This window comes from Phascolarctobacterium sp. Marseille-Q4147 (assembly GCF_017968825.1).
Classification (GTDB): domain Bacteria; phylum Bacillota; class Negativicutes; order Acidaminococcales; family Acidaminococcaceae; genus Phascolarctobacterium_A.
Genome location: NZ_CP072874.1, coordinates 2064444 through 2078723, shown reverse-complemented (window position 1 = coordinate 2078723; position 14280 = coordinate 2064444). Strand labels below are relative to the sequence as shown.

At 48.2% G+C, this 14280-nt stretch carries 14 protein-coding genes; 3 read left to right on the top strand and 11 right to left on the bottom strand.

The window, feature by feature from the left end; translation table 11 throughout:
* Positions 1-29 precede the first annotated feature (29 nt).
* The 3 genes from KAH19_RS09565 to KAH19_RS09555 all read left to right on the top strand — a co-directional run bounded on the left by KAH19_RS09565 (position 30) and on the right by KAH19_RS09555 (position 2406).
* Complete coding sequence (locus KAH19_RS09565) at positions 30-1646, top strand: carbon starvation protein A (RefSeq protein WP_246869355.1); 1617 nt, start codon at positions 30-32, stop codon at positions 1644-1646.
* A 133-nt stretch (positions 1647-1779) separates the two neighbouring features.
* Positions 1780-2025 carry a type II toxin-antitoxin system HicA family toxin gene (locus KAH19_RS09560; protein WP_210684405.1) on the top strand — a complete coding sequence of 82 codons (246 nt, stop codon included), beginning with the start codon at positions 1780-1782 and terminating at the stop codon, positions 2023-2025.
* A 6-nt stretch (positions 2026-2031) separates the two neighbouring features.
* Complete coding sequence (locus KAH19_RS09555) at positions 2032-2406, top strand: toxin-antitoxin system HicB family antitoxin (protein ID WP_210684404.1); 375 nt, start codon at positions 2032-2034, stop codon at positions 2404-2406.
* A gap of 46 nt (positions 2407-2452) precedes the next feature.
* Here KAH19_RS09555 and KAH19_RS09550 read toward each other — a convergent pair whose 3' ends face one another.
* From KAH19_RS09550 to cbiE, 11 genes are all read right to left on the bottom strand, one after another.
* Positions 2453-3352 (bottom strand): Rpn family recombination-promoting nuclease/putative transposase, encoded by a 900-nt coding sequence (locus KAH19_RS09550; protein WP_210684403.1) that lies wholly within the window; start codon positions 3350-3352, stop codon positions 2453-2455.
* Between the two features lie 376 nt (positions 3353-3728).
* A complete protein-coding gene (codY, locus tag KAH19_RS09545) occupies positions 3729-4502 on the bottom strand; it encodes a GTP-sensing pleiotropic transcriptional regulator CodY (protein WP_371816704.1) in 774 nt (257 codons plus the stop codon).
* A 19-nt stretch (positions 4503-4521) separates the two neighbouring features.
* Positions 4522-5430 (bottom strand): tyrosine recombinase XerC, encoded by a 909-nt coding sequence (xerC, locus tag KAH19_RS09540; RefSeq protein WP_210684401.1) that lies wholly within the window; start codon positions 5428-5430, stop codon positions 4522-4524.
* A 288-nt stretch (positions 5431-5718) separates the two neighbouring features.
* Positions 5719-6348, bottom strand: coding sequence for a precorrin-8X methylmutase (locus KAH19_RS09535; protein WP_210684400.1), 630 nt, complete (start codon positions 6346-6348; stop codon positions 5719-5721).
* Positions 6349-6392: 44 nt separating this feature from the next.
* Positions 6393-6923, bottom strand: a complete 531-nt coding sequence (locus KAH19_RS09530) for a cob(I)yrinic acid a,c-diamide adenosyltransferase (protein ID WP_009144621.1) — start codon at positions 6921-6923, stop codon at positions 6393-6395.
* Positions 6924-8456, bottom strand: coding sequence for a cobyric acid synthase (locus KAH19_RS09525; protein ID WP_246869354.1), 1533 nt, complete (start codon positions 8454-8456; stop codon positions 6924-6926).
* Position 8457: 1 nt separating this feature from the next.
* Entirely contained in the window at positions 8458-9585 is a 1128-nt protein-coding gene (locus KAH19_RS09520; RefSeq protein ID WP_210684398.1) for a hypothetical protein, read from the bottom strand.
* Positions 9570-10652 (bottom strand): histidinol-phosphate transaminase, encoded by a 1083-nt coding sequence (locus tag KAH19_RS09515; RefSeq protein WP_210684397.1) that lies wholly within the window; start codon positions 10650-10652, stop codon positions 9570-9572. Before KAH19_RS09515 ends, KAH19_RS09520 begins: the two co-directional genes overlap by 16 nt.
* 12 nt (positions 10653-10664) lie before the next feature.
* Complete coding sequence (cbiB, locus tag KAH19_RS09510) at positions 10665-11633, bottom strand: adenosylcobinamide-phosphate synthase CbiB (RefSeq protein WP_210684396.1); 969 nt, start codon at positions 11631-11633, stop codon at positions 10665-10667.
* A 36-nt stretch (positions 11634-11669) separates the two neighbouring features.
* Complete coding sequence (locus KAH19_RS09505) at positions 11670-13031, bottom strand: cobyrinate a,c-diamide synthase (RefSeq protein ID WP_210684395.1); 1362 nt, start codon at positions 13029-13031, stop codon at positions 11670-11672.
* A 1-nt stretch (position 13032) separates the two neighbouring features.
* Positions 13033-14256, bottom strand: coding sequence for a precorrin-6y C5,15-methyltransferase (decarboxylating) subunit CbiE (gene cbiE / locus KAH19_RS09500; protein ID WP_210684394.1), 1224 nt, complete (start codon positions 14254-14256; stop codon positions 13033-13035).
* Positions 14257-14280: the final 24 nt, after the last annotated feature.

Here is a 14280-nt window from a genome sequence, read left to right as displayed (position 1 = left end):
ATGCAAAAGGGAAAGAAAGGATGTTATTTATGAGTGGTTTATTGTTGCTTGTAGGCTCAATGGTTATCTTCTTTGTTGCCTACGTAACCTATGGTTCCTGGCTGTGTAAAAAGTGGGGTGTTGACCCTACCCGTAAGACCCCGGCTGAGAGATTGTGCGATAACATCGACTATATGCCGACCAAGCCCGCTGTATTGATGGGCCATCACTTCTCCTCCATTGCCGGTGCCGGTCCTATCGTTGGTCCTATCACCGCTGCTGTATTCGGTTGGGTTCCTGTAATGCTGTGGATTTTAATCGGCAGTATCTTCTTCGGCGGCGTGCACGACTTTGGTGCTCTGTACTCCTCCATCCGTTTTGATGGCAAAACCATCGGCCAGATTATCGATGCAACTCTGGGCAAGAGCGGCAAGTTCCTCTTCTCCATTTTCGCATATGTAACTCTGCTGGTTGTTATCGCTGCTTTCGCTAACATCGTAGCAGCTACCTTCGTAGCAAGCCCGCAGGCTGCAACCGCTTCCCTGCTGTTCATCGTGCTGGCTGTTATCTTCGGCTTCTCCGTATATCGCTGCGGTCTGAGCCTCGGCGTAGGCACCGTTATCGGTGTTATCATGCTGGTTGTTGCAATCGCTATCGGCAACATGTATCCGCTGCACCTGAGCAAAAACGTATGGGTTTGCATCCTGATGGTTTACATCTTCGTTGCTTCCATCGCTCCTGTCTGGATTCTGCTGCAGCCGCGTGACTATCTGAACTCCTTCCTGCTGTATGCCTGCATCGCATTCGCTCTGGTTGGTATCGCAATTTATCAGCCTTCCATGCAGCTGCCGGCATTCACCACCTTTGATCCTTCCGGCAAAGGCACCAACCCGATGTTCCCGATGCTGTTCGTAACCGTTGCCTGCGGTGCTATCAGCGGCTTCCACTCCCTGGTATCCTCCGGCACTACCTCCAAACAGCTCGATAGCGAAGGCAATGCTAAGCTCATCGGCTACGGTTCCATGCTGCTTGAAGGCGTGCTGGCTGTAGTTGCAGTTGTTGCTGTAGGCTATGTTGGCGGCGACAAGCTGACCGAGCTCTTAAAGAACGGTGGTCCTGTAAACGTATTCGCTGACGGCGTTGGTACCTTCATGACCAAGCTTGGCTTCTCCTTCGGCGTTGCTAAAGGCTTCGTTGCTCTGACCATCTCCGCTTTCGCTATGACTACTCTTGATACTGCAACCCGTCTGGGCCGCTTCATTTTCCAGGAGCTGTTCACTAAGGTTGATCCGAAAACCGGTGAAGCACAAGGCAATGTTCTCACCAACCCGTTTGTTGCTACTCTGATTACCGTTGTACTGTCCGGTTACATGTCCCTTGGTTCCTACCTCACCATCTGGCCGATTTTCGGTGCTGCTAACCAGCTGTTGGCTGCCCTCTCCCTGTTGGCTGTCGGTGTATGGCTGAAGAGCGTTGGCCGTGACAACCTGATGGTTCTCATCCCGATGGCATTTATGTTCTGTGTAACTTTGGTTGCATTGGCACAAATCATCTTCGCTAACATGGCAACTCATATCATTACCGCTGCATTGGGTTCTGTACTCTTCATCCTGGCAATTGCACTGTTCCTGGAAGCAAGAAAGTATCTCTTCGGTAGTGCAAAATAATAAAATATGCTATAAGCATTAAACACTGAACGTGTTCAATGGCTGTTACGAATTTCGTAATGAAGTACGTAACAGCCATTTTTTTGTTGATATTTTATACTATATATAGTATCATAAAGAAAGAAGGTATATTATGACATCCCTCGAGAAAAAACTCCGCGCTCTGGCCAACGGCAAGGATTTGCCTTGGGACCAGACCAAAGCTCTTTTAGAAAAGTTAGGAGCTGAAGTTAAACCACCTACTGGTGGTGGCAGTCATTTTAAAATTCGTTATTCAGACAGACAATCTTTGAGCATCCCAGTCCATAATGGGAAAATCAAAAAAGTCTATGCTCGTATTATTGCAAATTTAATTGATGATATTCAGAAAGGAGAGTGATGTAACATGAAAAAAGATTTAAGTTACTACTTATCTTTAAATTACGCTTCTGAAATCAGCGTTATTCCCGAAGATGAGGGCGGCGGTTACCTCGCCTGCATTCCCCTGCTCCCCGGTTGCATGACAGATGGTGAAACAGTTGAAGATGCTTATGCAAATCTGCAGGATGCTAAACGTGAATGGATTATTGATATGCTCGACCGTGGTATGCCCATCAACGAGCCTAATATGAAACCCCGTTTTAGTGGCAGGTTCGTAGTGCGTGTCCCCAAAACACTGCACCGTCTGCTGGCCGAAGAATCAGAACGCGAGGGCATCAGTCTGAACCAGTTCGTCAACAACTCGCTGGCCTTTGTTGTTGGTCAAAAGCTTGCACACTAAAAAACAGCTCCCCGATACGACCGTATCGGGGAGCTTTGTTGTTATATTACGCACTCAGTTTTGAGGCCAGTTCACGCACCTCTGCTTCCGAAAGTTTAGAAAGACGGACTGTTCTTTCAATATTTTCACCTTCGCTCAAAAGCTCTTTAGCCAATTCAATGTTACGTGCCTGTGCAGTCTTTTTAGCTGCCTCTTTTGCCACTGCTTCAGCTTTTTTTGCAGCATATTCCTCAATTACACCAGTCATTTTTTCTTCAACTGCCTTCGCTGCTGCTTCAGCTTTTTTTGCAGCATATTCTTCAATTACATCAGTCATTTTTTCTTCGCCCTCCTTGCTGTATTTCAAAAACTCCATGCGCTCGGCAAATTCGTGATAATGCAGATTCTTTGGCTCTGTGCAATATAAATCCTGCATCAGTTTACCAAGCGCTGTATCATCTCGACGTTGGCTGTTGACATAGATAATGTGCGAACCATCTTCAAAGCATTTCGCATTTTCATCGATTCTGCGCCTGATATTATACAGTGGCAGATTATCGTGCAAGACATCGTTTTCTGTGATAAAAATCACGTAGGTATCCGGCAGCTCTTCATAAAGCTTACCAGGCTGCAGGAAGTGAGTATCAAGGATACTGCTGTAAAATCTGGCGCGTCTTGCAGGTGCACCTTCATCGCTTCTCTGCACCTCTACGTTAAAATAACGTCCTTTGCTATCCTGCGCTAAAATATCCAGTTGCGAAGAATGTCCGTAGATGTTTTGAATAAAGCTCTGTATTCTGACATTCTTCACTTTAATTTTATCATCTCCCAGGATAATGCGCAAGAAAACCTGCGCTGCTTCTTTGTTGTCGTCAAGCATGAAATTCATAAACCTGTTGTTCATCATGCAAAGACTACGGATGACCTGCTTTATTTCGCTGTCTTGACTTGCTTCGTTTGTCTGCATTACTTTAGCTCCCTTCTGAATAAAAAACGCCTTATGTACTACTCAATAATACATAAGGCGTTCGTGACGCTGCAGTGACCATGCTCCAGGCAGGTGTGCAATATCTTACGGTCTTATATTATCAGATAATCGCGAAATTGTCAAGAATTATTAGAAAAGTTTTAAATTACCAAAAACTCTATTAAGCTGTCAGGAGCAGGCATTTTCTGCTTAAGGATATCGCTATTGTTGAGCTTCGGCTCATCCTTTCCGCAACCGATAGTTGCGGCTACCAGCAGCGCCCTTTAACTCATATTTACAAAAAAGCCTGCCTGCTACAATAAAAATTGCAACAGACAGGCTTTGTTATTTATATATAGAAGGTTTATCAAAAAACTTAGGATCTCTTCTTCAGTTCTTCAAACAGCATCGGATTCAGTACACGGATATAGGTGCCCTTCATGCCCAAGGATTTGGTTTCAATCAGGCCGGCACTTTCAAATTTACGCAGTGCGTTAACAATAACGGAACGGGTAATACCTACGCGATCAGCAATCTTCGAAGCAACCAGCAGGCCTTCGTTGCCATTCAGCTCGCCCATAATGTTGATAATAGCTTCCAGCTCGGAATAGGACAAGGTGGAGAAAGCAACCTGCACAGTAGCCTTCTTGCGGATTTCTTCGGAAACAACTGCTTCGCGGTCATGCAGAATTTCAACGCCCAAAACAGTAGCAGCATATTCAGCTAACAGCAAATCATCATCATCGAATTCCGCATCATATTTAGCAACAATCAGGGTACCAAGGCGTTCGCCATTGCCGTAAATAGGTACAACAGTAGTCATCTTACCGTTAAAAATACATTTTGTATCAGCAACAAAGGAGCAGTTTTGATTCTGATGAGGAATGTTGGCCAGCGTTTCCTTAACGCTCATAATAAAGCCCAGATAATCCTCAGGGAAACGCATATCGTCAAGAACCTGCTCACGCATAATATCGCATTCAAACTCGTGAATCAGCGCATAACCCTTTACGCCGCCTTTACGGCCGACAATATAGGTGTTTGCTTCAATAACGTCACGCAACAACTTTGCAATAGCGTTAAACTCAACCTTATCCCCTTTTTGTAAAAGCTTGTTAATCTTTCTGGTCTTTTCCAACAATTTCATGATTTTGCCCTCCTAAAAAAAATTATGCTCTTGGATGATTCTTCTTGTAAACATTCGTCACATGTTCATTTGAAACGTGCGTGTAAATCTGCGTTGTTGATAAATTCGCATGTCCTAAAAGCTCCTGTACCGAACGCAAATCGGCACCATGCTCTAGAAGATGCGTTGCGAAGGAATGGCGTATAGTATGCGGACTGACATTTTTATGGATAGCCAGCATGTTTATATATTTCTCTAAAATACGCCTTACGCTGCGGTCCGTGAGCCTACCACCACGGTTATTGACGAAAATGAAGTCATGCTCCTGCTGATATTGAAGCATCAGCTGCTGTCGTACACGGTAATATGTGCTTAACGCAGCACAGCAGGTGTGGCCTACCGGCACAACCCGTTCCTTATTACCCTTGCCGAGCAGAAGCACGAACCGGTTGCTCAGGTCTACCCTTTCCAGAGTAAGCCCTACCAACTCGGATACACGGCAACCGGTAGCATACAGCATCTCCAGCACCGCCTGGTCGCGAATACCCAACACCTTACTTTTATCGGGCATCGCCAACAGTTCGTTGATTTCAATTTCGTCCAAAAAAGCCGGCAGCTTTTTTTCCAGCTTTGGCGTGCGCACCTTTGTCAGCGGACTATATTCAATAACCGCTTCACGCACAAGGTATTTAAAAAAGGAACGCAGTGCAGATATCCTGCGGGCAATCGTCCTGCGCGCATACTGTTTTTCGTTAAGCTCCGCGAGATAGCCACGCACATCCAAAGGACCTGTCTGCTGCCAGAAAAAATTCTGCTTGTTTCTGCGCAGCATAAACTCCGCAAAGGCAGCCAAATCCTTTCGATAGCTTTCAATCGTATGCTGAGAACAATTTTTTTCAACCTCCAGATAAGTTAAAAACCTTTCCGGATAGTTATTAACTGTAGTGTCCATATTCTAAAAATACCTTCATTTTATTTTATCACACAAAACCGTAAGAATCAAGCTAATATTGCTATTCTTTCTAATTTTCTAACAGCTTTGCAACACTTGAAAAAAACAGTGCTAAAAAAGCACTGTTTCTTCATTGAATCAGCAGTCATACGTTACAGAGTTTATCCTATAACATATAAACTGATTTGTCAAGTAATTGAAAATGATTTTACTATTTTGTCAAAACTTGGCTCTGAAATTGTATCTTTAGCTACGATTTCAGCTATAATCATTCCTAATTACTCACAATTATTTACGTGTCAGCTTATAGATAAGCGCATTGCAGATTGCTGCAGCAACGTTGCTGCCACCCTTGCGGCCGCGGGCAACGATATAAGGAATACCGGTCTTCATGATGATTTCCTTGGATTCCACAACGTTTACAAAGCCTACAGGAACGCCGATAACCAGCTCCGGCTTAATCTTGCCTTCCTTAACCAGCTCGTCCAGACGAACCAGCGCAGTCGGTGCATTGCCTACGGCAATGATTACCGGGCCTTCGATGGTGCAAGCCTTTTCCATGCAGGCAGCGGCTCTGGTGGAGCCTGCTTCCTTAGCGCGTGCCGCAACATCAGGATCTGCCATGAAGCAGACAGCCTTTGCGCCCAGCTTGCCCAGGCCCATTTTGTTGATGCCGGTGCAGGCCATGTTGGTATCGGTAACGATGGTAGCACCCTTTTGCAGTGCAGCCAGCGCCTTCTCTACTACGCCGTCGGAGAACAGCATATTGCGGGCATAATCAAAATCTGCGGAGGTATGGATAACACGCTTAACGATATCAATCTTCTCGGGGTCGATACGAATCTGGCCCAGCTCCTCGCCGATAATTTCCATACTACGTTTTTCAATGTCAGCGGGTAAAACATTTTGTAAATGCATTATTTTACACTACCTTTCTTAACATATGCTGCAAGGCCGAAGCCTTATTTTTCAATGCCTACACGCGCCGGAATACCTCTTTTGAAGGGGTGCTTGCGCATGCAGACCTCAGATACATAATCAGCCAGCTCCACCAGCTCAGGCGCTGGATTACGGCCTGTCATAACAACCTCCAGCTCCTGCGGCTTGTTCTTTAGGAATTCTACTAAAGCAGCCTGGTCAAAAACGCCGGTATTGCAGGCACCGATGATTTCGTCAAAAATCAGCAGGTCGATATGCTCATTAGCACATTTTTGCTTAACCTTGTCGAAAAGCACCATGTGCTCGCGCTTAACCTCAGCTTTTTCCTCATCGTTCATCTGGAAGGTGAATTTTTTGGTTTCTTTACCGCGCATTACCTCAATATTCGGCAGCAGTGCCAGGCTCGCAAGCTCGCCTGTCGGTCTGCTTTTGAGGAACTGTACTATCAGCACATGGTTGCCATGGCCTGCGCAACGAATCGAAAGGCCCATAGCAGCGGTAGTTTTTCCCTTGCCATCGCCACAGTAAATATGAATCAGTCCACCGTCTTTCATTTAGACACCTGCTTCCAAAATCTTGTAAATTTCCTTCATATCCAGGTTTTCGCGAATGCTGTCGGCAAGAATATCATATTGCTGACGCTTGTATTCCGCAAAGTTGATGGTCTGGATGTCCTCCATCTTTTTGCCCTTCTTGGCCAGCAGCGCTTCTACTATCTTCACAGCAATGCCGTCACCGTCAAAGACGCCGTGTACATAGGTACCGTAAACATTGAGCTTGCCCTCGGTGTTCTGAGAGCCTTCTGCCATAATTTCGCCGTTTTCGTGAATCGGGCTGATAGAGGTCAATGCTTCCTCCTCCGGGAATTCGGTTACGCCGGAGTGAATCTCATAGCCATAGAGAGGCAAACCGCTCAATGCGGAGAAGATGCCCTGTACCTGACCGAATTTGCCGGCCATCTGGATGGTACGTTTCTTTTCGATAAAGGTTGTTTCGATGTCCAACAGGCCCATGCCGGGAGTAACGTTAGCCTTGCCTGTGCCGTCCTCTTCACCGTACGGGTCGGAAATCTGCTTGCCCAGCATCTGATAACCGCCGCAGACACCGAACACTACGGTACCGCTGTTAGCATGCTTCAAAATAGCAGCCTCCATACCGCTCTGACGCAGCCATTTCAGGTCGCCGGTGGTATTTTTGGTACCGGGGATAATAATCATATCCGGCTGGCCCAATTCGCGTACACTGGTTACATAGCGCAGGGATACGCCGGGAATCAGCTCGAATACGTTGAAGTCAGTATAGTTGGACATACGCGGAATGCGTACAACCGCAATGTCAATCAGCTTAACCTCGCTGCGGCCGCTGATACGCTCGGAAAGGCTGTCCTCGTCCTCGATATCAACCTTCAGCATCGGCAGCACGCCTACGATGGGCACGCCTGTTTTTTCTTCAATCATCTTCAGACCGGGACGCAGGATTTCTACGTCGCCGCGGAACTTGTTGATAATAACACCCTTAACCATTGCTCTTTCGTCATCCTCCAGCAGCATCAGCGTGCCGTAGATGGAAGCGAAAACACCGCCACGGTCAATATCTGCTACAAGCAGCACTGGAGCCTTGGCCATTTTAGCCATGCCCATGTTGACAAAATCGTCCTTTTTGATGTTGATTTCCGCCGGGCTGCCTGCACCCTCGATGCAGACAATATCGAATTTGGAAGCCAGCGTATCAAACGCCTTCTGTACCTCCGGACGCAGAGTATGCTTCATAGCATAATATTCGCCGGCCTTCATGGTACCGATTGCTTCGCCGTTGACAATAACCTGGGAACCGCTGTCGCTGGTAGGCTTCAGCAGAATAGGATTCATCAGTACGCTGGGTTCGATATTGGCTGCTTCAGCCTGCACAACCTGCGCACGTCCCATTTCCGCACCCTCGGCGGTGATAAAGGAATTCAGCGCCATGTTCTGGGATTTGAACGGTGCTACCTTGTAGCCGTCCTGATTGAATACACGGCATAAACCTGCTGTTACCAGGCTCTTGCCTGCATTTGACATGGTACCTACTATCATAAGTGCTTTTGCCACTTTAATCACTCTCTTTCATCAAAAAGTCCAGTATGTCACGGTAGCTTTGCAGCCGGATACTGTGACCTGTGGTATTAAGATAGCCTGCAATCACAGGCGTGCAGCCGTCACCGTGCTTGCCTGTTACCGAGCTGGTAACGTGGTCGCCGCAGATGACGATCTTCAGTGGTTCATGATACTTTGCTGCAATGGTCTGTAAAAACTGTGTATCTATCCTGCTGATAAAATCAGCCTTACCCTGATAATCATAACGATGCGCAGCCTCGTCACTGCCGTTGAAATGCGCAATAACGAAATCATCCTGCTGCAGCATAGCAAGTGTTGCTTCGGCCTTCGCCATAATATCAGTGTCCACATCGCCGGTTGCATTCGGCGGTGTTATTACATCCATGCCCAAGGCTTTGGCGATGCCGATGACAATCTCCGCCTTGCACACCGCCCCACCGCGCAGTCCGTGCAGACCGCTGAAGGAAGGCAGTCCCTGACGGGCTGAAGGGCCCCAGGGATAGAGGATGTACTGCAGGCCGTCGCGGGCAAAGGGCTGCAGCCGTTTTGCCGCCTCCTGCAAAAAATAGCTGATGGACAGAGATTGCCCGCGCAGCTCCTGCAGCAGTCCGTCTACATCCTCGCCCACACTTTCGTGCGGAGGCTGTACGGCGCAGTTCAGTACGCTTGCTTCTCTGTTCATCACTAAAAGATTACGGTATTCGGATAAATGAATAAACTCTATATCTTTAAGGATACCGTCACACTGCTTGGCAGCCTGCTGCATCTCCAGCGGCGTCAGTCCCTGCCCGTTAAAGGCAGCAAGACGGCCAGATGCATCGACAGCAGCCAGATTGCAGCGCAGCACCATTTCATATTCGGAAATGTCACGGTTGTGCGCCAACAGCTCCAGATAAGCACGGTTGTGCGGTATATCCTTTTTATCTACACCCAGAAGCCGCAGAATACAGCTGCAGCTTTCGGGAATGATGTCATTTTCACATATGCTGAGGCTCCCAAGTGTCCCGGAAGCAGCCAGCGCATCCATCGCAGGATGCACTGCGTGCTCAAAGGGAGTCTGTCCCTGCCATGCAGGAATCGGGGAATCGCCTAAGCCATCAATTAATACTAATAAAGAGCGCATGTTTTTATTGCTTCCTTAAGTGCTTTAATTAGACCGCGGTTCTGCACTCTCGTTTTGACCGCGATACGGTAATAACCTGCCTGCAGATTGTGATAGTTGGCGCATGAACGTATCAGATAGCCACGCTCATGCAACAGCTCCGGAAGATTTTCCGGCTGCGACAGATAAAAGAAAATATAGTTGGCCTCAGAGCCGTATACCTTGGCACCCAAAGCCGCAAGCTGGTTACGCAGATAGCTGCGCTCCTGCTCAATCAGCTTAAAGGATTTAGCCAGATATTCGTGCTCCTTTAAAGCAGCCTTGCCTGCCTCCTGCGCCAGAATGGAAACGTTCCAGTCCTGACCGCTCTGATGCAGCGCTGTGATCAGCTCACTGCTGCCGCTGAGGCAATAGCCTAAGCGGATGCCCGGCATTGCAAAGGTTTTGGTGAAGGCCTTAAGGATAACCAGCTCTGGATAGGATTCCAGTAAATCACGCATGCTGAAGGCCTTTTCCTCACTGACAAAATCCATAAAGCATTCATCTATCAAAAGATGGGCTCCTACCAGACGGCATTTGTCGAGAATCTGCACCAGTAGCTCACGGCTCGTCAGCTGGCCGGTAGGATTATTGGGATTACAGATAACAACCAGATCTGTATCGGGCGTAATCGCATCGACAATATCATTGTCAGCGGCAAAATCACGCGCCTCCTGCAGATTATAATAGCTTATTTTGCAGTCTACCGTGCGCAGAGCCTTTTCATAATCGGCAAAGGTAGGTGCCAATAAAAGTGCTCGTCCGGGCTTCAAGGCCAGCGCCAGACGGAACAGCACATCGGCCGCACCGTTACCGAAGAAAATATATTCCTGCGGCAGCTGCAGATAGCTTGCTGTCACCTCTGCCAGCTCGCGGCAGAAGGGATCAGGATAGTTGATACAAAGCTTTAAAGCCTGTTGAACGGCCTGCTTTATACCAAGCGGCAGGCCAAGAGGATTGATATTGGCAGAATAATCTACGAAGGGACGACCATCCTTGGTCAGCTTTTCCGTATAGATATCTCCGCCGTGTTCGTATTTATACATCATCTTCTACCTGCTTCATTTCAAAATAAGGCTGTTAACCAGATAAATCAGAGAAAACAGCAACAGGCTGAGAACAGCCGTCATATAAAGTAAATTGTTGGTGGTAACTATATCCTCGGGGCACACCGGACGGATGTCATCGCCGATTGTTTCCTTGTGGACAAGCTTACCGAAATAAAAATGATCGCCGCCGAGCTGGATGTTCAAGGCACCGGCCGTAACTGATTCCGTCATTGCGGAATTAGGACTCAGATGATGATAGCGGTCGCGCCAGAATGTTTTCCACGCTCTCTTGGCATCAAGATTAAGGAAATAAGATGCCACAATCATTACCAGACCGGTAATACGCGCGGGAATCAGATTGGCCAAATCATCTAGCTTGGCAGCACAGCGTCCAAAATAAAGATACGTGTCATTTTTATAACCGACCATGGAATCCATAGTATTGATGCCTTTGTACAAAAAGGCCAGAGGAGCGCCGCCGATAAACATATAGAACATCGGAGCGATGATGCCGTCAGCAGTATTTTCCGCAACGGTTTCTACTGCTCCCTTAGTCACCTCTGCAGCATCAAGTTCTTTTGTATCACGCCCAACGATCCAGGATAGTTTCAGTCTTGCATCCACAAGATCGTTATCCTTCAGGGCGGTGTATACCTTCATGCTTTCGTCACGCAGACATTTTGTAGCAAAGATTTGGTAGCACATAACGGTTTCCAGTGCAAAACGCAGCCAGGGGTTGACCTGTTCCGCCAACGTCAGCACAGCATACGGCACGGCAAAGGTAAGAACCAGAACAATTATTACCATCAAGGCACCGCCGAGCAGTAATGCTGTCTCGCCGGGAGCAAGCATACGCCGCAGTTTTTTATCCAGAAATCCTATTAAATTGCCAATTAAGCAGATTGGATGCGGCAGCCAATGCGGGTCACCGAAAATCAAATCTAAAATAAAACCTGCTACAATTGCGCCTAAGGTCATCATCTAAGCAAACTCCCCTTTTCAGCAGTCTGTCGACTGCTATTTAGCAGCGTACGCTGCACATTGTTTGATAAAGCTGCGGGCAAATTCATGATTGCCCCACAGGTGGATGTGCGGATAACCGGCATAAAGTGTCGGTGTTGTATTCGCGCATTCCCAGCTGCCGCGACCGGAAGCCTTGGCAGCTATAAAGCTTGCACCGTTATTGGTGCTGTCGGAGTAATGGAACTCGTGTCCGTTGATTGTTCCGCCGGCAGGACACAGCAGATTATCCTGTTGCGCCGTCAGGTGCACATAGCCGAAGCGCGTCAGCTTTTTGGTCATGGCCGATTCGCCCTTCAGAGCACCAACCCAGCTGTACAGCTTATCGCCGTCGCGATAATGCTCCAGCAGATACATAAAGCCGCCGCATTCCGCAAAACAAGGCATACCGCCGTCGATAGCGGTTTTCAGCTCCTGCAGCAGCGTTTTGTTGTCCGCCAGTTGCTGTGCGTAAAGCTCAGGATAGCCCCCGCCCAATACAAGGCCGCTGATGTTCTCCGGGAGATGCGCATCAGCTATCGGGCTGAAGGGTACGAGCTCCGCACCCAGCTCAGCTAAGAGGTCAAGTGCGTCCTGATAGTAGAAACAGAAGGCTTTGTCCATAGCGACTGCCACACGCATACGTCCGACGGGTTCAAGGCTCACCTCGTCATACGCAAGCGGTGCGGCCTGCGCCGCTACCTGCAGCAGGCCATCCAAATCAACTGACTTGGCTGCCTGAGCTGCCAGCTTAGCAACTATCTGCTGCAAATCTCCTATTTCCTCGGCTGTAACCAGGCCTAAATGACGGCTTTCAAAGTTACAGTCCTGCATCACCGGGAAGTAGCCTAACAGCTTCACACCGGTTTCGCGTTCAATTACATCCTTATAGAAAAGATAGCTCATCGGATTAACATTGTTTAAAATAGCGCCGACGATATGGCTGTCACTGCGGAATTCCTTAAAGCCCTTGATAGTCGCAGCAATGGATAAGGCGGCTCCCTTGCCGTTGACAACCAATACTACCGGAACATCGCAGGTGCAGGCCAGCTCGTAAGCACTGGCTTCCGTGGTTTTACCCATACCGTCGTAAAAGCCCATCGCTCCTTCAAAGACAGCTACATCCGCATGACGCGCGTTTTTTGCCACCAGATAACGGGTTGTAGCCTGCCCCAGCATGAACAGATCCAGATTGCGGGATTTAGCTCCGATAACACGTGAATGAAACATCGGGTCAATATAATCAGGTCCTGATTTGAAGGCTGCCACAGACAGCCCTTTTTCCATCAGCGCCTTCAGCAGGCCGCAGACGATAGTAGTCTTGCCGCTGCCGCTACCGGGAGCACTGATCATAAAACGTGGAACTTTTACTTCAGCCATGTTAATCTTCCTTCTTCAATGCAGTCATTACATATACAGGGTTTTGTGCCATCATCAGGTTGTAGCTGCCCAGATGCTTGCTGCGCGCTACAAACACATTGACGATTTCCAGACTGTAAGCGGGATGCTCCTTGTAATAAGCAGCAACCTCTGCCAGAGTTTCTACCGTAATGGCATTGATTACAACACGGCAGTCACTGTTCTTGGCATAAATTACATCCAGCATTTCACACAAATCGCCGCCGCTACCGCCTACGAAAACACAATCGGGAGCAGGCATGGCTTTGATGTTTTCCAAAGCCTCACCGGCAATAACCTCCAGATTGTCAACGCCAAATAAGGCCTTGTTCTTTCCGAGGAGCTCAACGGCAACAGGGTTGCGCTCAAAGGCCCAAACCTTACCTTGGCTGGCAAGCAGAGCCAGCTCAATAGAGCAGGAGCCTGTACCAGCACCGATGTCATAAATCAAATCCGTAGCCTTCGGCTGCAGCTTGGACATCGATACGCTGCGTACCTCCTGTTTGGTCATGGGCACCTTGCTGCGCTGGAACAGGTCATCGGCAAGGCCGTGTACGGTAGAGGTAAAGCTTTGCGCATCCTCGTTCAAAATCATCATTACGGACAAGGACGGGAAATCCAAGGCACTAATTTCTTCCGCCGTACCGCTGGTGATTTTTTCTTCGGGATACGAAAGGTTTTCACCGACATAGACCTTAACCTGACCAAGACCATGCTCACACAGCTGTGCGCACAGCTTTTGCGGAGAATTCTCTCCGCCGGTCAAGGAAAATACTTTTTTGTTACGGGCAACTGCCGCTACCAGGTTTTGTGTGCGTCCGTGCATGCTGACGATTTTGGCGTCGTCCCAGGACAGCTGCAGCTTGGAGGAAAAATATACCAGGCTGCTGATGCCGCAGTAGCGGACACATTCACAATCCGGCAGCTTACCGCTGATGGTTTTGGCGAGGCTGAAAAAGCCTACATCGCCGGAAACCAGCACCGCCAGCACATCCTTATCAGGCTGTGCCTGCGCTGCAATCTCAGCAATAGCAGCAGTTTTGATTGTATCATATACAGTTTTGCTGCTGTCTGCAAAAGCAGCCAGCATGCGTTTGTCGCCTATCAAGATATTACTTGAGGCAATAGCCTGACGTGCTTCGCCGGTCAGCAAATCGGGGTTACCGGGGCCGATACCGACGATGTTTACGCGCAATTTTTGCGACATAGGAAGCAAGCCTCCTTTTTATTT